The organism is Nocardiopsis moroccensis, from assembly GCF_055763695.1.
Window position 1 is genome coordinate 3,333,836 of sequence record NZ_CP199747.1, and the last position, 19,721, is coordinate 3,353,556.

A 19,721-nucleotide genomic window follows, 5' to 3' on the forward strand; every position below is an offset into this window, starting at 1 on the left:
CCGGCATCCGCTCCGACCGGGGCCGGTCTCCAGCGGTACGGACGGCCTCCAGCGTTACCGGCGCCCCGACGGAGGTGGCCCCGGCACGGTCCGTCCCGGGGCCACCACCCCGGTTCACCGTGTCCAGGCACGTTCGCGCAGCAGTCGGAGGCCGTTGAGGGCGACGACGACGGTGGACCCCTCGTGTCCGGCCACGGCCAGTGCCAGCGGCAGTGTTCCCGCCAGGTCCCAGGTCACCAGCACCACGATGAAGGTGCCCGCGATGCACAGGTTCGCGACCACGAACCGGCGGGCCCTGCGGGACAGGCTGATCAGCCGGGGCAGGGTCGACAGGTCGTCGCGCACCACGACGGCGTCGGCGGTGTCCAGCGCCAGGTCGGAACCGCGACGGCCCATGGCCACACCGGTGGTGGCCGCGGCCATCGCGGGGGCGTCATTGATGCCGTCGCCCACCAGGAGCACCCGGGTGCCCGCGTCCTCCCTCTCCTTGACCAGCGCGGCCTTGTCCTGGGGGAGGAGGTCGGCGTGCACCCGGTCGACACCGGCGGCCCGGGCCACGTGTGCGGCGGTGGCGGCGTTGTCCCCGGTGAGCAGGTGTACCGGCTGGGCGGTGAGCGCGCCCACCTCGGCCACCGTCCGGGCGGCCTCGGGGCGCAGGGCGTCGGCCAGGGTGATCCGACCCCGCACCCGCCCGTCGACCCAGACGAGGACCCGGGTGCTCGCCGGGCCCTCGGCGTCGGCGGGGGCGCGTTCGACCCGGACCCGGGAGCCGTCCACCGTCGCGCTCACCCCGGTACCCGGCAGGGACTCGAAGTCCTCCACCCGGGACGGCACGGCCACATCCCGGTGTTCGGCGTGGGCCCGGATGGCGCGGGCCAGGGGGTGTTCGCTGTTGCGCTCGGCCGCCGCGGCCGGGGCCAGGACCTGGTCGGCGGTGTGCCCAGGTTCGGGCTCCACCCCGGTGACCCGGGGTTCGCCCCGGGTGAGCGTGCCGGTCTTGTCGAAGGCCACCAGGTCGACGCGGCCGATCTGTTCCATGACGGTGGCGGACTTGACCAGGACTCCGTGGCGTCCCGCGTTGGCGATCGAGGCCAGCAGCGGCGGCATCGTGGACAGCACCACCGCGCACGGGGAGGCCACGATCATGAACACGATCGCGCGGAGCAGCGCGGCCTCGAAGTCGTGCCCCAGGAACAGCAGGGGGATACCGAGCACCAACAGGGTGGCCGCCACCACCAGGGCGGAGTAGCGCTGCTCGATCCTCTCGATGAACAGCTGGGTGCGGGCCTTGGTGGCCGAGGCCTCCTCGACCAGGGTCACGATCCGGGCGATGACCGACTCCCCGGCCGGCCGGTCCACACGGACGCGCAGGGCTCCGGTGCCGTTGATCGTGCCCGAGAGCACCCCCTCGCCGACACGGCGCGGAACGGGCACCGACTCACCGGTGATCGCCTGCTGGTCGACCTCGCTGAAGCCCTCGGTGACGGTGCCGTCGGCGCCCACGCGTTCGCCCGGGCGGACCAGGACGGTGTCGCCGACCCGGAGCCGGGAGGTCTCCACGACCTCCTCGTGCTCACCGTCCGGGGTCCGGTGGAGTCGTACGGCGCGTTCGGGGGCCAGGTTCAACAGGGCGTTCACGGAGTCGGCCGTGCGTTGGGTGACCACGGCCTCCAGGGCGCCGGAGGTGGCGAAGATGACGATGAGCAGGGCCCCGTCGAAGACCTGGCCGATGGAGGCGGCGGCGACGGCGGCGACGATCATCAGCAGGTCCACGTCCAGGGTGCGCTCCCTGAGGGCGCGCAGCCCGGACAGGGCCGACTCCCATCCGCCGGTGGCGTAGCAGGTCAGGTACAGGCCCCACCACAGCCAGGCGGGGGCGTCCAGGAGTTGGGCGGCCCAGCCGACCAGGAACAGGGCCAGTGCGGCGGCGGCCCAGCGCACCTCGGCGAGTCGGACGCCGGTGGCCGGCAGCGAGGGCGGTCGGGCCAGGTGGTCCCGGGTTCGGGCGGTGGACGCGGTCGGGGCTGTGGTCACGGGTGGCCGCCCTGTGCCCGGCCGGTGTGGTCGCGGCCGGTGCGCTCCGGGTCCGCGGCCCGGGCCCGGTGGTGGGCGGGCTCGACCTCCAGGGCGTGTTCGGCCTGGAAGACGGCGTCGGCGACCAGCTTGCGGGCGTGTTCGTTGGCCAGGCTGTAGTACATCCGGTTGCCCTCGCGACGGTAGGCCACGACGCGACCCATACGGAGCTTGGCCAGGTGCTGGGAGATCGCTGGGCCGGGCCTGTCCAGGCGTTCGGCCAGCTCGTTCACCGACAGCTCGCCCCCGCGCAGGGCCAGGATGATCCGCACCCGGGTGGCGTCGGCCAGCAGGGTGAGGATCTCCACGGCGTACTCCACGTAGGGGCTGTTCTCATCAAGACTGCATTCATGCGTACCTGCGCTCATACGCAGATACTAAGTCCACCTGCCGCCGGGCGCCAACCCCGAGGTGGACGCCGCCCGTTACCCGCGCACCCTGGCGGCCGCGCTCGGGGCGAGGCCACCAGACACCGGAAGCCGCACATCCGCTACCCTCCCTTTGAATCCCCTCGTAAGCGGAAACGGCCCATGAAACCCCTGCGCCCTGACGACCCCCGAGAACTCGGGCCCTACCGGCTGCTGCGCCGGATCGGCGAGGGCGGTATGGGCGTCGTCTTCCTCGCGGTCGCCGTCGACGGCGCCGACGGTGACGGGGACGACCTGGCCGCGGTCAAGGCCATCCGGACCGAGTACGCCGAGGACCGGGAGTTCCGGGCCCGGTTCACCGGTGAGGTCGACCTCGCCCGACGGGTGCGGGGCACCTACACCGCCCGGGTCCTGGCCGCCGACACCGACGGCCCGCGCCCGTGGCTGGCCACCGAGTACATCGCCGGACCGGCCCTGCACGAGGCGGTACGCGAGAGCGGACCCTTCCCCGAGGACTCGCTGCGCGCCCTGGCCGCCGGCCTGGCCGAGGCGCTGGCGGCCATCCACTCGGTCGGGCTGGTCCACCGCGACCTCAAACCCGCCAACGTCCTGCTCTCCCCGCGCGGGCCCCAGGTCATCGACTTCGGCATCGCCCGCGCCACCGACGCCACCGCCCTGACCCGCACCGGGCAGACCCTGGGCACCCCCGCCTACATGTCGCCCGAACAGGCCACCGGCGCCCACCTGGGCCCGCGCAGCGACCTGTTCGCCTTCGGCGGCGTGCTGCTGTTCGCCGCCACCGGCCGCCAACCCTTCGGCACCGGCAGCGCCCCCGCCCTGCTCTACCGGGTCGTCAACGAGGAACCCGACCTGGACGGGGTACCGGAGAAGATCCGCCCCCTGGTCACCTCCTGCCTGGCCAAGGACCCCGGGGACCGTCCCGAACTGGGATCGGTACTGGCCGAACTGGCCGGTACCGCACTGCCACGAGGCGACGACGACCCCACCGAGTGGCTGCCCGAGGCCGTCGCCACGAGAGTCCTGGACACGGTCGCGGCGACCCGGATGCTGCCCACGCGGACCCTCGCGGAGGAGGGCACCGGAGAGGAGCCGGGGCCCCGGGCTCCCGGAGCTGCGGAAGAACCTGCTCAGGACGGGAAACCGGCCGAATCCGGGACCGGCGGTGCCGAGGAACCGCGCGGAGTCGAGAGCCCCCGGGAGGATGAGGGACCCCGGAGGGACGGAGGAACCCCCGGAGCCGAGGAGTCCCGGGAAAGCGAGGAGTCCCCCGCTGCCGCGGAACATCCGAGCGACAGGAAGCCCTGGCGAGGTGGGAGCGGCGAACAGCCCGAACTCCCGGCCTGGGCCAGGCGGACCGGAGGATCCGGCGGGTCCCGTAGGCCTGAGGGAACCGAGGACACGGGAGGGCACCGCTCCCCCGCAGGGACGGCGAAACCGTCCGCGGGAGACCCGGAACCCGAACGGTCCGGCGCGGGCGAAGGCCCCCGCGACCCGCGGGGAACCGGCGGCACGCAGGCAGCCGAACGGTCGGCCCCGTCTGCGGCGGTGGGGCGGGACGCCCCGGCTCCGGCCCGTAACGCCCCCTCGGCGGTGCCCGACGCCCATCGTGTCGTGAAACGGGCCCCGGAACCGCGCCGTTCCTCCGCCGGGGCGGCCCGGGGCGCCGCGATCTCCGTACTGTCCCTGCTGGTGGCTCTGATCGTCGTGCTGAACCTGGGGGACGCCGAGGACGCGCCCGGTGCCACCGGAGCCGACGGGCGGGTCTCCGAGGAGAGCTCACCGGCACCCGCCCGAGACCCCGGCACCTCAACGGCCCCCGAGCCGGCCGAACCCGCCGAGATCCAGGAGGTCGCCTTCCTGGACGAGGACCGCTTCGCCGTCCTGTCCAGTGTGGGTGTGCACCTGTACGAGACGGACGGGTCCGGGCCGACCGAGCAGTTGGTCGACGCGGACTCCCGTTCCCTGGGGCGTTCGAAGCTCGTGACGGACCGGGACGGAACCACGCTGGCTGTCCAGGACGGGGGCCACTCCTCCGGCGCCAAGTCCACGGTCGTGGTCTGGGACCTCGAGGAGGACGAGGAGCACCACATCAGGCTTCCCGAGGCGTTCCGCAGCGGTGCGCCCCTGGCGCTCTCCCCCGACGCGGAGACGCTGTTCGTGGGAACCGGCCTGGTGTCCGGGCCGGGGAGGAACCGGGTGACCGCCTACGAGACACGCACCGGGGAGCAGCTCTACAGCAGGGAGATCCCGGAGGACGGGGAGGGCCTCCAGGGGAGCGTGCAGGACCTGGGCACCTCACCGGACGGGGAGTTGCTGATCGCGGCGCTGACCTCCGGGCTCGCGGTGTGGAACGCGGCCACGGGGGAGCCCGTGCCCGGCGTCCCCGAACTACGGGAGTGGTCGGGCAGCCTCTCCGGCCCGATGGCGATCACCGACGGTGTCGTCGCCACCGCCTCCTACGAGCACCTCCTGCTGTGGGAACCCTGGTCCCAGGCGGGGCCGGAGAGCTTCGAGGTGACGTTCGACAACTCCGGAGGCCACCCCGAGTTGGACCCGGAGGCCAATCCCTGGATCACGTCGCTTTCCATCGCTGACGACGGCGACACGATCGTCGCCGCGGGCCACGTGAGCCGGTTCCACGGCTTCCTGCGCAGGTGGGACCGGAACGGGGAGACGCTGGACGAGCAGTGGACCGACACGGTCCAGTACCGGGCCGCACAGACACCGCCCTCCGGCGAGGGCGTCCTGGTCGCGGCGCACCCGCTCGCCGGAGTGGGCCCGGACTCGCTCACCCTCCTGGACGGGGACCTGGAGGCCGCCACCGGGTTCGCGCTCCCGACCGACCAGTCCTGAGACCGCCCGGGCCCGACCGCCCCGTCCTGACGAGGAGATGACCGTGTCCTGGGCGCTGTTCGACCTCGACGACACCCTGCTCGACCACGACTCGTTCGCGCGGTTCACCCTTCACCTGCTACGACGCAACCCCGTCCGGGCCACGGCGGCCGTGCTGCTCTCACCCCTGGTCGCAGCCGTGTTCACCCGCCGCGTCTGGCGTGTTCACGCAGGGTCGGTCCTGCTGTGGCTGGGCACGGTCGGGGTGAGCGACACCCGGTTGGACCGGATCGTCCGGGACTACCTGCGCCGGCTCGACGTACGCGGACGACTCGTACCGGACGGCGAGGCGGCCCTGGCCCGACACTTCGCGGCGGAAGACGGCGTCGCGGTCGTGACCGCCTGCGCAGAACAGCTCGCCGTTCCGCTGTGCCGCGCGATCGACCCGCGGATCCGGGTGGTCGCCTCCACCCTGAGGCGGCGCGGGGGCGGCCTGGTCGCGAACCGCCACTGCTACGGCGCCCGCAAGGTCGAGATGCTCCTCCGGTCCGGTGTGGGCGGCGAGATCGCCGCAGCCTACAGCGACAGCGCCTCCGACGGCCCGATGCTGGACCTGGCCCGCACCGCCGTCCTGGTCAACCTGCCCGAAGCCACCGTGGAGAGTCTGCGCGCACAGCTCACCGGACCGGAACAGTGGGTGCGTGTCGACTGGCGGCCGCGGCACCGGACACAACAGAACCGGCCCGACCTGCACAGGTCGGGCGGCTTCCGGGTGACGGGGACCCGGGGGCGCGGCGAAACCGCCCGCGTGGCGAGAGCTCCGACGAACCCCGAGCCCTCCGGTGGCCCTGCGACAGATCCACCCTCGATCGGTTCCGGACTCCGCACGGGTCGACGGACACCCCACCGGTAAAGCACCGAAATTTGAGGGTCAAGCACGTCTTGTGGCGATACGTCACTACACATAGCATCAGCCCGACCCCACCGGGTCACGGAAGGCGTCAGCACCCTCACCCCTGGGAGCCCCCGCATGCTGAGACGTATCCTCTCGCCCCTTCTGATCGCACTGAGCGCACTGGCACTGACGCTGGTGAGCACCGCCCCGGCGACCGCGGTATCCGCGGAGCAGTCCCGACCGCTGAACCAGACCATCCTGTACTACGACTCCAGCCGGGCCGCGGAGTACACCTCCGCCGTCGCCTCGGCCGTGGCCGTGTGGAACTCCAGCGTCAGCAACGTCCGCCTGGAGCCGGCGTCCTCCGGACAGCACGCGGAGATCAGGGTCATCGCCGACGACGGCTGGCCCCGCGCCCACCTGGGCCCGGTTCGGCCGGGCGGCCGGGTCACCGTCTGGATGGGCCGCCAGGGCACCACCGAAGGCTACGACGCGGTGCGGATCGCCGCGCACGAGCTCGGCCACAGCCTGGGCCTGCCTGACGCCAAGCCCGGCCCGTGCTCGTCGCTGATGTCGGGTTCCACCGGCGGTGTGGGCTGCGCCAACCCCGAGCCCAACGCCTCCGAGCGCCGGCGGGTCGACGCCAACTACGGCAGCGGCATGGCGGGCCAGCGAGCCACCGACGGACGGCTCCTGGTCGACCGCGCCTGAACAAGCACGGGCCAACCTGCGCAGAGCGAGCGCGGACCAGCGAACACGGAGCAAACGGCCTTCGGCGTCGATCCCCTCAGCGGGTCGGTGCCGAAGCCCGCCCGTGGCTGGCACGCCGCGCTCCCGAACGATCCGCGGGCCCGGGGTGGGTCCCCTTCGTCGAAACGGGGAACCGTTGCCGCCGGGCCCGCCACTCGGCGCACCACCTGACCGGAACCCCGCCGACAGGGAACGGGACGAGGAGGTCCGCCGCCCGCTCGACCCGGGTGCCCGCCGTACCGACGTCGGCCAGGGCGACCACGGCTGGGGCGTGCCCGTCCTCCGATCCAGGAAGGGACGCCGCCGAGGCGAGGGCCGGCGCTCCTCCGGATCCGGAGCGGACCTCGGTCAGCCCGCGTCGCCTCTCGTCACCGGGAACGAGCTGGTCACACCGGGCGCTGTCTCGTTCCGGATCGCCCCGCGATAGGTGAGCCTGCGCAGCAGGGTCTCCGCCGGGCCGCGCATGCCCACCCGGTCCATCCACAGCGCCGCCACCACCGTGAGCAGCCAGGTGGCGAGGGCGACCAGCACCGCCGACCAGCTCGACAGGTGCACGCCCAGCCCCAGACCCCAGGCCGCCAGGAACGGCGCGAAGACCACCGACTGGGCGAGGTAGCCGCTGAGGGAGCGGCGGCCGAGGGCGAGCAGTCCCCGGGCGGGAAGGCTGTCCCGGGTGCCCCGGGTGGTGATCCGGTGCGCGATGAGCCCGAAGAGAGCCGCGTAACCCACCCCGGCGAAGGTCCCGGTGTAGAAGTGCACCGAGGAGAGCAGCGTCTCGTCGCCGATGTCGACGGCGCCCACGTGCTGGAGGCCGAGCGCCGGCCCGGCGGCCCAACCTACGGAGACGCCCGCGATCGCGACCCGCCGAAGCAGCGGCAGATGGCGTGAGGGCTCCTCCAGGATCCGGTGCCGTGCCGCGAGGAGCCCCATCAGGAAGGCCGTGGGCAGGGCGAGGGTGAACAGGCCGGAGAACAGCCCGAAAAGCCAGGTGGGGAAGCGGATCACGGCGGAGAGCAGGTAGCCGGTCTCGGCGATGCTGGTCCTCTGGAGGTCGGCCGCCGTGACCGCGGTCTCGGCCGGGGGCGCCACGATGGCCGAGAGCACCGTGAGGACGCTGAGCAGTGCGCCCAGGGCCAGGAGGACGACCACCCAGACCTTGAGCGTGCGGTCGCTGCGGTCGAAGAACAGCGGCATCATGATCAGGCCGATGAGGCCGTAGGTCCCCAGGATGTCGCCCTGCCACAGCAGGAGGGCGTGCACCGCGCCGAAGGCGAGCAGCCACAGGTGCCGGGTGCGCAGCAGCCTTCGGGCCTGCCTCCGGCTCGTTCCGCGTGCTCTCTGGCGGGTGTACATCTGCCCGATGCCGTAGGCGAAGAGGAAGGCGAACATGGTGTGCGTGCGGGCGTCCACGACGATCATCGTCAGGACCTGGGCTATCCGGTCGGCGAGGTTGCCGCCGGTGGGGTGCAGCAGCGCCGAACCCGAGGGGGCGGCGTAGATGAACCACGGCACGTGGGCCAGGGCGATCAGCAGCAGCATCATGCCACGGGCGAGGTCCGGCGCCAGGACCCGCTCCGCGACCGGGGTCGAGCGCCCCCGGTTCGGGTGCGCTGGGGCTGCGGCACCGGGAGCGGAACGCGGGTGTCCGTCACGGCGGGTGGTCATGGTGTCGTGCTCCAGGTCGTCGGCGTCATGACGCCACTCTCACCCAACGGCACCGCCCGGGGGCAGTGCGGCCGCGTCACCGTTCTCCCGTGACATTTCCGAGGTGGGACCCGTGACGCGGTGTCACTGGTGGCCCCGGCGGGGACCGCATACAGAAAGGACCGGCCCGACCTGTGCAGGTCGGGCCGGTCGGGGTCCTGTGGACCCGGGGATCGACGCCCTGGGAGCTCCGGGAGCCCGGGGCGGGACCCGGTCCGTGAACTAGACCAGGTCGAACCGGTCGGCGTTCATGACCTTGTTCCACGCGGCGACGAAGTCCTGGACGAACTTCTCCTTGGCGTCGTCGCAGGCGTACACCTCGGCCACGGCGCGCAGCTCGGAGTTGGAGCCGAACACCAGGTCGACGCGGCTGCCGGTCCACTTGACCGCGCCGGAGTCGTCCTTGGCGACGAAGGTCTCCGAGGTCTCGGAGGTCTCACCGGTCGGGAACCAGTTGGTGCCCAGGTCGAGCAGGTTGACGAAGAAGTCGTTCGTCAGCGCGCCCGGCCTGTCGGTGAAGACGCCCAGGTCCGAGTTGTCGAAGTTGGCGCCCAGCACACGCAGGCCGCCCACCAGGACGGTGGTCTCCGGGGCGCTGAGGCCGATCAGGTTCGCGCGGTCCAGCAGCAGGTACTCGGCGGGAAGCCGGTTGTCCTTGCCGTAGTAGTTGCGGAAACCGTCCGCGACCGGCTCCAGGTAGGCGAACTGGTCGACGTCGGTGTGCTCCTCGGTGGCGTCCACGCGGCCCGGGGTGAACGGGACGGTGACGTCCTGGCCGGCGGCCTTGGCCGCCTGCTCCACACCGACACCGCCGGCGAGGACGATCAGGTCGGCGAGGGAGACCTTCTTCTCCGAGGAGGCGTTGAACTCCTTGGCGATGCCCTCCAGCTCGGCGAGCACGCCGCGCAGCTCGGCCGGGTTGTTGACCTCCCAGTCGATCTGCGGTGCGAGGCGGATGCGCGCGCCGTTGGCGCCGCCGCGCTTGTCACTGTCGCGGTAGGTCGAGGCCGAGGCCCAGGCGGTGGACACCAGCTGGGCGACGGACAGGTCGGACTCGGCGATCCGCGCCTTCAGGGCGGCGATCTCCGCGTCACCGATGACCTCGCCCTCCCGGGCGGGCAGCGGGTCCTGCCAGATGAGGTCCTCGGCCGGGACCTCGGAGCCGAGGTAGCGGACCTTCGGGCCCATGTCGCGGTGGGTCAGCTTGAACCAGGCGCGGGCGAAGGCGTCCTTGAAGGCCTGGTGATCCTCGTAGAAGCGGCGCGAGATCTGCTCGTAGACCGGGTCGACGCGCAGCGACAGGTCGGTGGTGAGCATGGTCGGCTTGTGCTTCTTGCCGGGGACGTGGGCGTCGGGGATGATCTCCTCGGCGTCCTTGGCGACCCACTGGTTGGCGCCGGCCGGGCTCTTGGTGAGCTCGTACTCGAACTCGAAGAGGTTCTTGAAGAAGCCCTCGCTCCACTGGGCGGGAGTGGTGGTCCAGGTGACCTCGAGGCCGGAGGTGATGGCGTCGCCGGCCTTGCCGGTGCCGTGGTTGTTCTTCCAGCCCAGGCCCTGCATCTCCAGGCCGGCGCGCTCGGGCTCGGCCTCGACGTTGCTGTCCGGGGCGGCACCGTGGGTCTTGCCGAAGGTGTGGCCGCCGGCGATGAGCGCGACGGTCTCCTCGTCGTTCATGCCCATGCGGCCGAACGTCTCACGGATGTCGCGGGCGGCGGCCAGCGGGTCCGGGTTGCCGTTGGGGCCCTCCGGGTTGACGTAGATGAGGCCCATCTGGACGGCGGCCAGGGGCTTGTCCAGCTCACGGTCCCCGCTGTAGCGCTGGTCGTCGAGCCAGGTGGTCTCGGGGCCCCAGTAGACGTCGGCCTCCGGCTCCCAGACGTCCTCACGGCCGCCGCCGAAGCCGAAGGTCTCGAAGCCCATCGACTCGAGGGCGACGTTGCCGGTGAGGATGAACAGGTCCGCCCAGGAGATGTTCTGGCCGTACTTCTTCTTCACGGGCCAGAGCAGGCGGCGGGCCTTGTCCAGGTTGCCGTTGTCGGGCCAGCTGTTCAGCGGGGCGAAGCGCTGCTGACCGGCGCTGCCGCCGCCGCGGCCGTCGTGCGAGCGGTAGGTGCCGGCGCTGTGCCAGGCCATGCGGATCATGAGCGGGCCGTAGTGCCCGAAGTCCGCGGGCCACCAGTCCTGGGAGTCCGTCAGGAGAGCGGCGATGTCCGCCTTCACCGCGTCCAGGTCCAGCGCCTCGAAGGCCTTCGCGTAGTCGAAGCCCTCACCGAGCGGGTTCGACACGGGGGTGTTCTTGGCGAGGATCTTCAGGTTGAGCTGGTTGGGCCACCAGGCGCGGTTGCCGTCACCCAGGGTGGGGTGCGGGGTCTGGTCGCCGTGCGCGACCGGGCAGCCGCCGGCCTGCGGCGGGGTGGGTGCAACGACCTCGTTGTTCTCAGACATCGACTTCCTTAACAGGGAAGGGGTGAACCTTGCGGTTTCGGGGCTGTGTGGTTCAGGAGGTATGTGGTTCAGGAGCTGTGGCTGCCGGAGCAATCGGCGCACAGGCCCCAGTAGACGACCTCGGCCTCGTCGATCGCGAAACCGTGGTCGGTGGACGCGGTCAGGCACGGTGCGTGGCCGACGGCGCAGTCGACGTCCGCTATGGCACCGCAGGACCGGCACACGACGTGGTGATGGTTGTCTCCGACCCGCGTTTCGTAGCGGGCCACCGAGCCCTGCGGTTGGATACGCCGTACCAGCCCGGCGCCGGTCAGCGCCTTGAGCACGTCGTACACGGCCTGGACGGACACCGCGCCCAGCTCCCCGCGCACGAGGTCGATGATCGACTCCGTGTCCGCGTGTGGGTTCCTGTGCACGACGGAGAGCACAGCCAACCGAGGGCTCGTCACCCTCAGAGCGGACTCGCGCAGCATTTGCTCGAAATCCGAAGAGGTTGCCATGCTCAGCAGTCTGCCCCGTTTTCTGGAATGAGTCAAATTATGGAACCAGTCAGAGTTCTTCCGGGCCGGATCCGCACACGCGTCCGCCCCGCCCTGGCGAACCAGGACGGGGCGGATACGGGTCGGCGGCGGGGAACCGCGGCGGAGATCGGTACCTAGTCGGTGCCGGACTCGATGGCGGCGTAGTCGAGCAGGTCGTCCTCGGAGCCCTGACCGCGGGAGGCGATCGTCTCGGCGCCGCCCTCGGGCATCGCGCCGATCAGGCCGGTCGAGGCCGCCTGGGCCGCACCGATGGTCGTCGGGTGCGTGTCGCCGACCATGCCCAGGGCGGAGTACTCCTCCAGCTTGGCGCGGGAGTCGGCGATGTCCAGGTTGCGCATGGTGAGCTGGCCGATCCGGTCACTGGGGCCGAAGGCGGAGTCCTCGGTGCGCTCCATGGACAGCTTGTCCGGGTGGTAGCTGAACGCCGGGCCGGTGGTGTCCATGATCGAGTAGTCGTCACCGCGCCGCAGCCGCAGGGTCACCTCGCCGGTGACCGCGGTGCCCACCCAGCGCTGCAGGGCCTCGCGCTGCATGAGGGCCTGGGGCTCCAGCCAGCGGCCCTCGTACATGAGGCGGCCCAGGCGACGGCCCTCGTTGTGGTAGGTGGCCAGGGTGTCCTCGTTGTGGATGGCGTTGACCAGTCGCTCGTAGGCGGCGAACAGCAGCGCCATGCCGGGGGCCTCGTAGATGCCGCGGCTCTTGGCCTCGATGACCCGGTTCTCGATCTGGTCGGACATACCCATGCCGTGACGGCCACCGATGGCGTTGGCCGCCAGGACCAGCTCGACGGAGTTGGCGAAGGTCTTTCCGTTGAGGGTGACGGGGCGGCCCTTCTCGAAACCGATCGTCACGTCCTCGGCGGCGATCTCGACCTCGGGGTCCCAGAACCGCACGCCCATGATCGGGTCGACGATCTCGATGCCGGTGTCGAGGTGTTCGAGCGCCTTGGCCTCGTGGGTGGCACCCCAGATGTTGGCGTCGGTGGAGTAGGCCTTCTCGGTGCTGTCGCGGTAGGGCAGGTCCCGGTTCTGCAGCCACTCCGACATCTCCTTGCGACCGCCGAGCTCGGTGACGAAGTCGGCGTCGAGCCACGGCTTGTAGATGCGCAGGGAGGGGTTGGCGAGCAGCCCGTAGCGGTAGAACCGCTCGATGTCGTTGCCCTTGTAGGTGGAGCCGTCGCCCCAGATCTGGACGCCGTCCTCGAGCATGGCCCGGACCAGCAGGGTGCCGGTGACGGCACGGCCGATCGGGGTGGTGTTGAAGTAGACGCGACCGCCGGAGCGGATGTGGAACGCCCCGCAGGCGAGGGCGGCGAGCCCCTCCTCCACCAGGGCCTCGCGGCAGTCGACCAGGCGCCCGAACTCCGCGCCGTAGTCGGTGGCACGGCCCGGCACCGAGGCGATGTCGGGTTCGTCGTACTGGCCGATGTCGGCGGTGTAGGCGCAGGGGACAGCGCCCTTCTCGCGCATCCACGCGACCGCTACGGACGTGTCGAGGCCTCCGGAGAAGGCGATTCCGACACGTTCACCGACAGGCAGGGAAGTGAGCACCTTGGACATGCAAAAAGTATGCACGTAAATGTATGAACATGCAAACTGATGCTCCGGCCAGGGACCCGGCCGCCCGGGAGCCCCCACCCGAGCGACCGCCCCGGCATCCGGCCGGAGAGAGGGCGTTCGGGGGATTGACGCGGCCGTGACGACCGGTATACCGCTGATACACGGTGAGTCCCCTGACGTAGGAGCCCCATGATCGTCATCGGCCTGTCCTCAGGGACCTCGGCGGACGGGATCGACGTCGCCGCCGCCCGCCTCCGACAGGAAGGCGACGCGGTCCGGCTGACCCCGCTGGGACACCTCACCCACCCCTACCCCGCCGAGCTGCGGGAACAGATCCGCGCGGCACTGCCCCCGGCTCAGACCACCCTGGAGGCCGTCTGCCGGCTGGACACCCGGATCGGCCAGGAGTTCGCCGCGGCGGCGCGCAACGGGATCGAGGAGTTCACCGGCGGGCGGGCCGACCTGGTCGCCTCCCACGGCCAGACCCTCTTCCACTGGGCTGAGGGCGGCACCGTGCACGGAACCCTCCAGCTCGGCCAACCCGCCTGGATCACCGAGGCCACCGGCCTCCCCGTGCTGTCGGACCTGCGGTCAGCCGACGTGGCCGCCGGCGGCCGGGGCGCCCCGCTGGCGAGCACCCTGGACCTGCTGCTGCTCGGCGACCGCACGGAACCGACCGCGGCACTGAACCTCGGCGGGATCGCCAACGTGACGGTGGTGCGAGGCGGCGAGCCGCCGAGCGCGTTCGACACCGGACCCGCCAACGCCCTGGTCGACGCCGCCGTGCGCCTGGTCACCGGCGGGAAGACGGACCTCGACGCGGACGGCGCCCTCGCCCGCGCCGGCCGCCCCGACCCCGCGCTCCTGGAGCGTCTGCTCGCCGAGCCCTACTACCGGCTGCCCCCGCCCAAGACCACCGGCTTGGAACTGTTCGGCGCCGAGTACTTGCAGGCGGCCCTGGGCCCGGAGGAAAGGCCCTCGGACGGGGACCTGCTCGCCACCCTCGTGGAGCTCACCGCCGTGACCGTCGCCGACGCCCTGCGCCCCTTCGGGGTGGCAGAGGTGATCGCCTCCGGCGGGGGCGTCCGCAACCCCGTACTGATGGAACGGCTCACCGCCCGGCTCGCCCCCGCCCGGATCGATTCCTCCGAACGGCTCGGCCTGGACGGCGACGCCAAGGAGGCCTACCTGTTCGCACTGATCGGCTTCCTCGGCTGGCACGGGCTCGCCGGCTCCGTCCCGGACTGCACCGGTGCCCGCAGAGCCCCGATCGCCGGGCGCCTCACCCCGGGCGCCGCGCCGCTGCGCCTGCCCGAACCCGCCTCCGTCGTCCCCCGGCGCCTGTACGTGGACGCCCCCGGTTCCTGACCGTCCCGCCCGGACCACCGACCGCCCCCGCCGCCGGAGCCCCGGGCACCAGCCCCCCGATCCCCCACCCGCCGACCAGCCTCGGGAGTCGCGCAAGTGCAGACCATCGACCTCGTCGTCATCGCGGTGTACCTGGCGGCCTCGGCCTGGCTGGGCCTGAGGCTGTCCGGCCGCCAGCGCAACGTCCGGGACTACTTCCTCGGCAGCAGACAACTCCCCTGGTGGGCGGTGTGCCTCTCGGTGGTGGCCACCGAGACCAGCGCCCTGACCGTGATCAGCGTCCCCGGGGTGGCCTACCTGGGCGACATCACCTTCCTCCAGGTGGCGATCGGCTACCTGGTCGGGCGCGTGGCCGTGGCCTTCCTGCTCCTGCCCCGCTACTACCGCGGCGAGATGACCACCGCCTACGCCTACCTCGGCCTGCGCTTCGGCCGGGGTATGCAGAGCACCGCCTCGGTCACCTTCCTGTTCACCCGGGTGCTGGCCGACGGGGTGCGGCTGTTCGCGGCGGCCATCCCGATGAAGATCATCCTCGACTCGCTCGGGGCGGAGGTCTCCTACTTCGCGATCGTCGCGGTCATGGGCGCCGTCACGATCGTCTACACCCTGGCCGGCGGGATCCGGGCCGTGGTCTGGGTGGACGTGCTGCAGATGGGCCTGTACTGCGTCGGCGGCGCGGTCGCACTGACCGTGATCGCCGGCAGCCTCGACGTGAACTTCCTGACGGTCGCCGCGGACGCCGGGAAGACACGGTTCCTCGACTTCACCTCGAACCCGGTCTCGGCCCCCTACGCCACGGTCACCGCCGTCCTGGGCGGCGCCCTGCTCTCCACCGCCTCGCACGGCGCCGACCAGATCGTCGTGCAGCGGCTGCTGAGCTGCCGGAGCCTGCGCGACGCCCAGAAGGCGGTCGTCGTCAGCGGCCTCGTGGTGTTCCTCCAGTTCGCCCTGTTCCTCATCCTGGGCCTGGCGCTGTACTCGTACTTCCAGGGAGCCACGGTCGACCAGCTGGGCCTGAACAACTCCGACGAACTCTTCCCGGTGTTCGTGGTGGAGGCGATGCCCCCGGGCCTGGCGGGGCTCCTGCTCGCCGGGGTCATCGCGGCGGCGATGAGCACCCTGTCCTCGTCCCTGTCCGCGCTGTCCTCCTCGACCATGGCCGACCTGTACGAACAGTTCTCCCGCCGCAGGCTCTCCGACGCGCAGGCACTGCGGCTGAGCCGACTGTTCACCCTCGGCTGGGGGCTGGTGTTCATCGCCGCGGCGGCGCTGTTCACCGGCACGGACAGCCCGGTGGTGGAACTGGGCCTGTCCGTGGCCAGCCTGACCTACGGGGGTCTGCTCGGCGCGTTCCTGCTGGGGCTGTGGGTACGCAGGGCACGACAGGCGGACGCGGTCATCGCCTTCACCGTCGCGGTGGCGACCATGTCCTGGCTGTTCCTGTTCCAGCCGGGGCTGATCGGGTTCACCTGGTACACGGCGATCGGCACCGGCATCGTGCTCGGGCTGGGCTACCTGCTGTCCCGCCGCCACCCCGGGGACTCCCCCACGGCGGACGCCGGTACGCCCGAGGACATCGGCGCCCCCGGACGCGAACCCGACCGGAGCGGTGAGGAGACCACCTAGGTGTACTGACCGTGGTGGTCGGCCCCGGGGAAGTTCCACGGGACCACAACGCCTTTTCCCCCGGCCCTCAGGGGAAGCGCCGGGCGCCCGCGCCGTCCCGGCCCAGAACGTCGTCGGGGTTGGAGTAGGGGCAGGACACCAGGGACAGGCACCCGCAACCGATGCAGTTGGAGAAGCGGTCCCGGAGCGCGGTGAGCTCCTCGATGCGCCGGGTGAGCTCGTCGTGCCACTGGCGGGAGATCCGGGCCCAGTCGCGTTTGGTCGGCAGCCCCTCCTCCGGAAGCTGGTCGATGGCCTCCCTGATCCGCTCCAGGGAGAGACCGAGGCGCTGGGCCGTCCGGATGAACGCGATGACGCGGAGGGTGTCCCGCCGGTACTCGCGGCGGTTGCCCGCCGTGCGCCGACTACTGATCAGCCCGAGGCTCTCGTAGTAGTGCAGGGCGGAGACCGCCACCCCCGCCCGTTGGGCCACCTGGCCCGGTTTGAGCCAGACGGCCTTCGGATCCAGCTGGGGCATCGTCCCTCCTCGGCCTCGGTCGCCGTGTGTCGGCGGCCGAACGCCACCGCCCGCCACCACACGACTTGACATCAAGTCCACTTGACGAAGTGGACTCTACGCGACGGACACGGCAGACGAGAGTTCGGAGTGTGGGATGACGACGGTCACGGTGTGGGCGGATGTCAGGTGCCCGTGGTGTTGGATGGGCCACCGGCAACTGGGGGCCGCGGTGCGGCGGCTCGGGGCGGACCGGGGGGTGACGGTCGTACGCCGGAGCTACCTGCTGGAACCGACGGGCCCGGACGGTCCGGCCCCGACGGTGCGGGAGGCCGCGCTGACCTCCTGGGGCATGGACCGGGCGGGCTGGGAGGCCATGCGGGAACGGGTGGCGGCCGCGGCCCGCCAGGACGGCCTGGCCATCGACATGGACGGGGTCCGCAACGTCGATTCCCGGCCGGTCCACCGCCTGCTCAAGCTGGCCGACGCCCGGGGCACCGACCCCGACCGGGCCTGGGACCTGGCCTTCTCCGCGCTGCTGGAACGGCACGAGGACGTGGCGGACCCGGCGGTACTGCGTCGTCTCGGTGCGGCGTTCGGGCTCGACCCCGCCGAGGTGGACGGCCTGTCGGACTCCGACGACTTCGCGGAGCAGGTCGGGGCCGACCATCGGGCCGCGGCGGAGCACGGGGTGCGTTCGGTCCCGGCGTTCGTTCACGGGGACCGGGTGCTGAGCGGTCGGCGCGACGCCGGGGAGCTGACCGCGTTCCTGAGCGGCGAGGGGGTTGCGCGATGACCGCCCCGGAACACACGGTTCCCGAACACACGATGCGCGCCGCCGCGATCGACGCGTTCGGCCCGGCCCGGGCCCTGACCGCCAGGGAGGTGCCCCGACCCGTGGCGGGACCGGGAGAACTGCTGATCCGGGTGCGGACGGCGGGCGTGCAGCTGACGGACGCCGCGATCCGGGACGGCTGGACTCCCCCGGGCGCGACCATCGAGTTCCCGCAGATCCTCGGCAACGAGTTCGCCGGAGTGGTCGACGGGGTCGGCTCCGGGGTGCGGGGGTTCGCGGTGGGCGACGAGGTCGCCGGGTACCGGGTGCTCGGCTGTTACGCGGAGTACGTCAACGTGCCCGCCGAACAGGTCGTGCACAAACCCTCCGGTGTGTCGTGGCTGACCGCCGGGGCCCTGTCGGCCTCCGGGCAGACGGCGCACACCGCCCTCGAACGCCTGCGGGTGGCCGGGGGCGAGACCCTGCTGGTGCACGGCGCGGCGGGCGGGGTCGGCACGGTGGCCGTGCAACTGGCCGTGGCACGTGGGGCACGGGTGGTGGGCACGGCGAGCCCGGCCAACCACGAGTACCTGCGCTCCCTGGGTGCGGTGCCGGTCGAGTACGGCCCGGGGCAGCTCCAGCGGATCCGGGCGGCGGCGCCCCAGGGGGTGGACGCGGCCCTGGACGCGGCCGGGCACGGCAACCTCCGGACCGCGGTGGAACTGGTCGGGGACCGGGACCGGATCGGGACGATCGTCGACATCGGCCTCACCCGGGAGCTGGGCTGCCTGTGGATCAGCAGTGACCGCTCGGCGGCACGGCTCCGTGAACTGCTCGACGCGTGCGAGCGGGGCGAACTCACCGTCACGGTCCGGAAGACGTTCCCGCTGGACCAGGTGTGGCGGGCCCACCTGGACGTGGAGACCGGCCACGGCCGGGGCAAGATCGCCCTGGTGATCGGGGACGAGGCGCCATGACCTCCGGACTGGGGGTCCCCCTCCCGGCCACCCGGCTCTGGGCCCCCGGGTCCCGGATGCTGGTGCTCCGCGTGTTCGGGCTGATGACCTTCATCGCCTTCGAGGTCTTCGCCGTCACCACCGCCCTGCCGGTCGTGGCCCGGGACCTGGACGCCGAACGGTGGTACTCGCCGGCCTTCGCCGCGGCGGTGACCACCGGGCTCGTGGGCATGACCCTCGGCGGCACCTGGGCGGACCGGAGCGGTCCGATGCGTCCCTGCTGTTCGGCGGGGCGGCCTTCCTGACGGGGCTCGCGCTGTGCGCGGCCGCACCCGCCATGGGTGTCTTCGTCGTCGGGCGGCTGCTCCAGGGTTTCGGCGGCGGCATCGACTCCGTGGTCCTGTACGTGGTCATCGCACGGTTCGTGCCCGAGGACGTGCGAGCACGCATGTTCGGTCTGTTGACGTTGGCGTGGTTGCTGCTGTCGGTCGTCGGCCCACTGGTCTCCGGAAGAACGACAGGGCAACAACAGCTCGGCCCTCCAGGTCGCGGAGTCCATGGTCACCTCCGCCCTGATCACCGTCACCGGAGGCGTGCTGACCGTCTCGTTCCTGGGCGGGTACCTGGCCGTCTACGCGCTGCCCGGGACCGTGGCGCCGGCCGCCCTCGCCGTCACCCTGGTCCTGCGCCCGGTCCGGGGAGCCGGGGAACAAGGGGGCTTCGGCCGGAACGGGTGAGGGTTCGGGGAAGGGCGCCAAGAATGGCGAACCCCGCCCGACCCCGGAGCGGATCCGGGGCCGGGCGGGGTTCGGGCTTCGGGCGGGGTTCGGGCGTCGAGCGGTGGTGGTTGGCGGGCCCGGGATCAGTCGGCGGCGAAGGCCTCCAGCTCCACGAGCAGTTCGGGGCGGCCGAGTCGGGTGATCTCGGCGCAGACCCCCGGCGGGCGGACGTCGAAGGCCTCCAGGCGCTCCGCCATCATCTCCCCCGCTTCGGTGAAGAAGGAGTCCACGTCGGTGACGTAGGTGTTCATCCGGACGATGTTCCCCAGGTCCATCCCCGTCTGGTGGAGCACCGCCTCGACGTTGTCCAGCGCCTGCGCCGTCTGGGCGCGCAGGTCGCCCGGGTACAGGGACTCCCCCGTCTCCGAGACCGAGCACTGCCCGCTGACGAAGAGCAGGCGCTGGTGTCCTTCGATGAGGATCCCCTGGTCCATGCCCTCCGGGTAGGTCCAGGGGTTGACCGTGGTTCGTCGCATGGCCGGTCCTTCCGGTGCTGGTCACTGGGCGGACCCCACGGTAAAACCTCAACTTT

General features: G+C 71.9%; 17 protein-coding genes and 1 pseudogene. 10 read left to right on the forward strand and 8 right to left on the reverse strand.

The window, feature by feature from the left end; translation table 11 throughout:
- Positions 1-114 precede the first annotated feature (114 nt).
- Positions 115-2,034: a heavy metal translocating P-type ATPase gene (locus ACUKCB_RS14820; RefSeq protein ID WP_473036202.1), complete on the reverse strand. Its 1,920-nt coding sequence runs from the start codon at positions 2,032-2,034 to the stop codon at positions 115-117.
- Positions 2,031-2,441, reverse strand: a complete 411-nt coding sequence (locus ACUKCB_RS14825) for an ArsR/SmtB family transcription factor (protein ID WP_473036203.1) — start codon at positions 2,439-2,441, stop codon at positions 2,031-2,033. The genes ACUKCB_RS14820 and ACUKCB_RS14825 overlap by 4 nt, the downstream gene beginning before the upstream one ends.
- Positions 2,442-2,603: 162 nt before the next feature.
- Here ACUKCB_RS14825 and ACUKCB_RS14830 point away from each other — a divergent pair, with 162 nt between their 5' ends.
- The 3 genes from ACUKCB_RS14830 to ACUKCB_RS14840 all read left to right on the forward strand — a co-directional run bounded on the left by ACUKCB_RS14830 (position 2,604) and on the right by ACUKCB_RS14840 (position 6,900).
- Positions 2,604-5,315, forward strand: a complete 2,712-nt coding sequence (locus ACUKCB_RS14830) for a protein kinase domain-containing protein (RefSeq protein WP_473036204.1) — start codon at positions 2,604-2,606, stop codon at positions 5,313-5,315.
- 43 nt (positions 5,316-5,358) lie between these two features.
- Positions 5,359-6,207 (forward strand): HAD family hydrolase, encoded by an 849-nt coding sequence (locus ACUKCB_RS14835; RefSeq protein ID WP_473036205.1) that lies wholly within the window; start codon positions 5,359-5,361, stop codon positions 6,205-6,207.
- 117 nt (positions 6,208-6,324) lie between these two features.
- The gene (locus tag ACUKCB_RS14840) at positions 6,325-6,900 is read left to right on the forward strand and encodes a snapalysin family zinc-dependent metalloprotease (protein WP_473036206.1); all 576 of its coding nucleotides are present in this window, start codon (positions 6,325-6,327) and stop codon (positions 6,898-6,900) included.
- A gap of 387 nt (positions 6,901-7,287) precedes the next feature.
- Here ACUKCB_RS14840 and ACUKCB_RS14845 read toward each other — a convergent pair whose 3' ends face one another.
- From ACUKCB_RS14845 to argG, 4 genes are all read right to left on the reverse strand, one after another.
- Positions 7,288-8,604 (reverse strand): DUF418 domain-containing protein, encoded by a 1,317-nt coding sequence (locus tag ACUKCB_RS14845; RefSeq protein ID WP_473036207.1) that lies wholly within the window; start codon positions 8,602-8,604, stop codon positions 7,288-7,290.
- A 261-nt stretch (positions 8,605-8,865) separates the two neighbouring features.
- On the reverse strand, positions 8,866-11,088 hold the full coding sequence (gene katG, locus ACUKCB_RS14850) for a catalase/peroxidase HPI (RefSeq protein ID WP_473036208.1): 2,223 nt from the start codon (positions 11,086-11,088) through the stop codon (positions 8,866-8,868).
- 68 nt (positions 11,089-11,156) lie between these two features.
- Entirely contained in the window at positions 11,157-11,588 is a 432-nt protein-coding gene (locus ACUKCB_RS14855; protein ID WP_191268135.1) for a Fur family transcriptional regulator, read from the reverse strand.
- A gap of 155 nt (positions 11,589-11,743) precedes the next feature.
- Positions 11,744-13,189 (reverse strand): argininosuccinate synthase, encoded by a 1,446-nt coding sequence (gene argG / locus ACUKCB_RS14860; protein ID WP_191268136.1) that lies wholly within the window; start codon positions 13,187-13,189, stop codon positions 11,744-11,746.
- 189 nt (positions 13,190-13,378) lie between these two features.
- Between argG and ACUKCB_RS14865 the strand changes: the two genes are divergently transcribed.
- Both ACUKCB_RS14865 and ACUKCB_RS14870 read left to right on the forward strand, forming a co-directional pair.
- On the forward strand, positions 13,379-14,557 hold the full coding sequence (locus ACUKCB_RS14865; protein ID WP_473036209.1) for an anhydro-N-acetylmuramic acid kinase: 1,179 nt from the start codon (positions 13,379-13,381) through the stop codon (positions 14,555-14,557).
- Positions 14,558-14,653: 96 nt separating this feature from the next.
- Complete coding sequence (locus tag ACUKCB_RS14870; protein WP_473036210.1) at positions 14,654-16,183, forward strand: sodium:solute symporter; 1,530 nt, start codon at positions 14,654-14,656, stop codon at positions 16,181-16,183.
- A 67-nt stretch (positions 16,184-16,250) separates the two neighbouring features.
- On the opposite strand, the gene soxR is transcribed toward ACUKCB_RS14870, so the two are convergent.
- Positions 16,251-16,700, reverse strand: coding sequence for a redox-sensitive transcriptional activator SoxR (soxR, locus tag ACUKCB_RS14875; RefSeq protein WP_191268139.1), 450 nt, complete (start codon positions 16,698-16,700; stop codon positions 16,251-16,253).
- A 136-nt stretch (positions 16,701-16,836) separates the two neighbouring features.
- On the opposite strand from soxR, the gene ACUKCB_RS14880 reads away from it, so the two are divergent.
- The 5 genes and pseudogenes from ACUKCB_RS14880 (at position 16,837) to ACUKCB_RS14900 (ending at position 19,147) form a co-directional block, all read left to right on the forward strand.
- On the forward strand, positions 16,837-17,475 hold the full coding sequence (locus tag ACUKCB_RS14880) for a DsbA family oxidoreductase (protein ID WP_473036211.1): 639 nt from the start codon (positions 16,837-16,839) through the stop codon (positions 17,473-17,475).
- 32 nt (positions 17,476-17,507) lie between these two features.
- A complete protein-coding gene (locus ACUKCB_RS14885; RefSeq protein WP_473041014.1) occupies positions 17,508-18,431 on the forward strand; it encodes an NADP-dependent oxidoreductase in 924 nt (307 codons plus the stop codon).
- Positions 18,428-18,715 (forward strand): hypothetical protein, encoded by a 288-nt coding sequence (locus ACUKCB_RS14890; RefSeq protein ID WP_473036212.1) that lies wholly within the window; start codon positions 18,428-18,430, stop codon positions 18,713-18,715. Before ACUKCB_RS14885 ends, ACUKCB_RS14890 begins: the two co-directional genes overlap by 4 nt.
- Positions 18,716-18,747: 32 nt before the next feature.
- Positions 18,748-18,861, forward strand: a pseudogene (locus ACUKCB_RS14895) (hypothetical protein); the annotation flags it as partial.
- Positions 18,862-18,967: 106 nt separating this feature from the next.
- Positions 18,968-19,147 (forward strand): hypothetical protein, encoded by a 180-nt coding sequence (locus ACUKCB_RS14900; RefSeq protein WP_473036213.1) that lies wholly within the window; start codon positions 18,968-18,970, stop codon positions 19,145-19,147.
- Positions 19,148-19,272: 125 nt separating this feature from the next.
- Here ACUKCB_RS14900 and ACUKCB_RS14905 read toward each other — a convergent pair whose 3' ends face one another.
- The gene (locus ACUKCB_RS14905) at positions 19,273-19,665 is read right to left on the reverse strand and encodes a RidA family protein (protein WP_473036214.1); all 393 of its coding nucleotides are present in this window, start codon (positions 19,663-19,665) and stop codon (positions 19,273-19,275) included.
- Positions 19,666-19,721: the final 56 nt, after the last annotated feature.

Bases quoted from the DNA above. Each gene is read 5' to 3' on its own strand.
- ACUKCB_RS14855 (WP_191268135.1), bottom strand. From the start codon at position 11,588: ATGGCAACCTCTTCGGATTTCGAGCAAATGCTGCGCGAGTCCGCTCTG.
- ACUKCB_RS14840 (WP_473036206.1), top strand. From the start codon at position 6,325: ATGCTGAGACGTATCCTCTCGCCCCTTCTGATCGCACTGAGCGCACTG.
- katG (WP_473036208.1), bottom strand. From the start codon at position 11,088: ATGTCTGAGAACAACGAGGTCGTTGCACCCACCCCGCCGCAGGCCGGC.
- argG (WP_191268136.1), bottom strand. From the start codon at position 13,189: ATGTCCAAGGTGCTCACTTCCCTGCCTGTCGGTGAACGTGTCGGAATC.
- soxR (WP_191268139.1), bottom strand. From the start codon at position 16,700: ATGCCCCAGCTGGATCCGAAGGCCGTCTGGCTCAAACCGGGCCAGGTG.
- ACUKCB_RS14890 (WP_473036212.1), top strand. From the start codon at position 18,428: ATGACCTCCGGACTGGGGGTCCCCCTCCCGGCCACCCGGCTCTGGGCC.
- ACUKCB_RS14865 (WP_473036209.1), top strand. From the start codon at position 13,379: ATGATCGTCATCGGCCTGTCCTCAGGGACCTCGGCGGACGGGATCGAC.
- ACUKCB_RS14830 (WP_473036204.1), top strand. From the start codon at position 2,604: ATGAAACCCCTGCGCCCTGACGACCCCCGAGAACTCGGGCCCTACCGG.
- ACUKCB_RS14905 (WP_473036214.1), bottom strand. From the start codon at position 19,665: ATGCGACGAACCACGGTCAACCCCTGGACCTACCCGGAGGGCATGGAC.
- ACUKCB_RS14825 (WP_473036203.1), bottom strand. From the start codon at position 2,441: ATGAGCGCAGGTACGCATGAATGCAGTCTTGATGAGAACAGCCCCTAC.
- ACUKCB_RS14885 (WP_473041014.1), top strand. From the start codon at position 17,508: ATGCGCGCCGCCGCGATCGACGCGTTCGGCCCGGCCCGGGCCCTGACC.
- ACUKCB_RS14900 (WP_473036213.1), top strand. From the start codon at position 18,968: ATGGTCACCTCCGCCCTGATCACCGTCACCGGAGGCGTGCTGACCGTC.
- ACUKCB_RS14880 (WP_473036211.1), top strand. From the start codon at position 16,837: ATGACGACGGTCACGGTGTGGGCGGATGTCAGGTGCCCGTGGTGTTGG.
- ACUKCB_RS14845 (WP_473036207.1), bottom strand. From the start codon at position 8,604: ATGACCACCCGCCGTGACGGACACCCGCGTTCCGCTCCCGGTGCCGCA.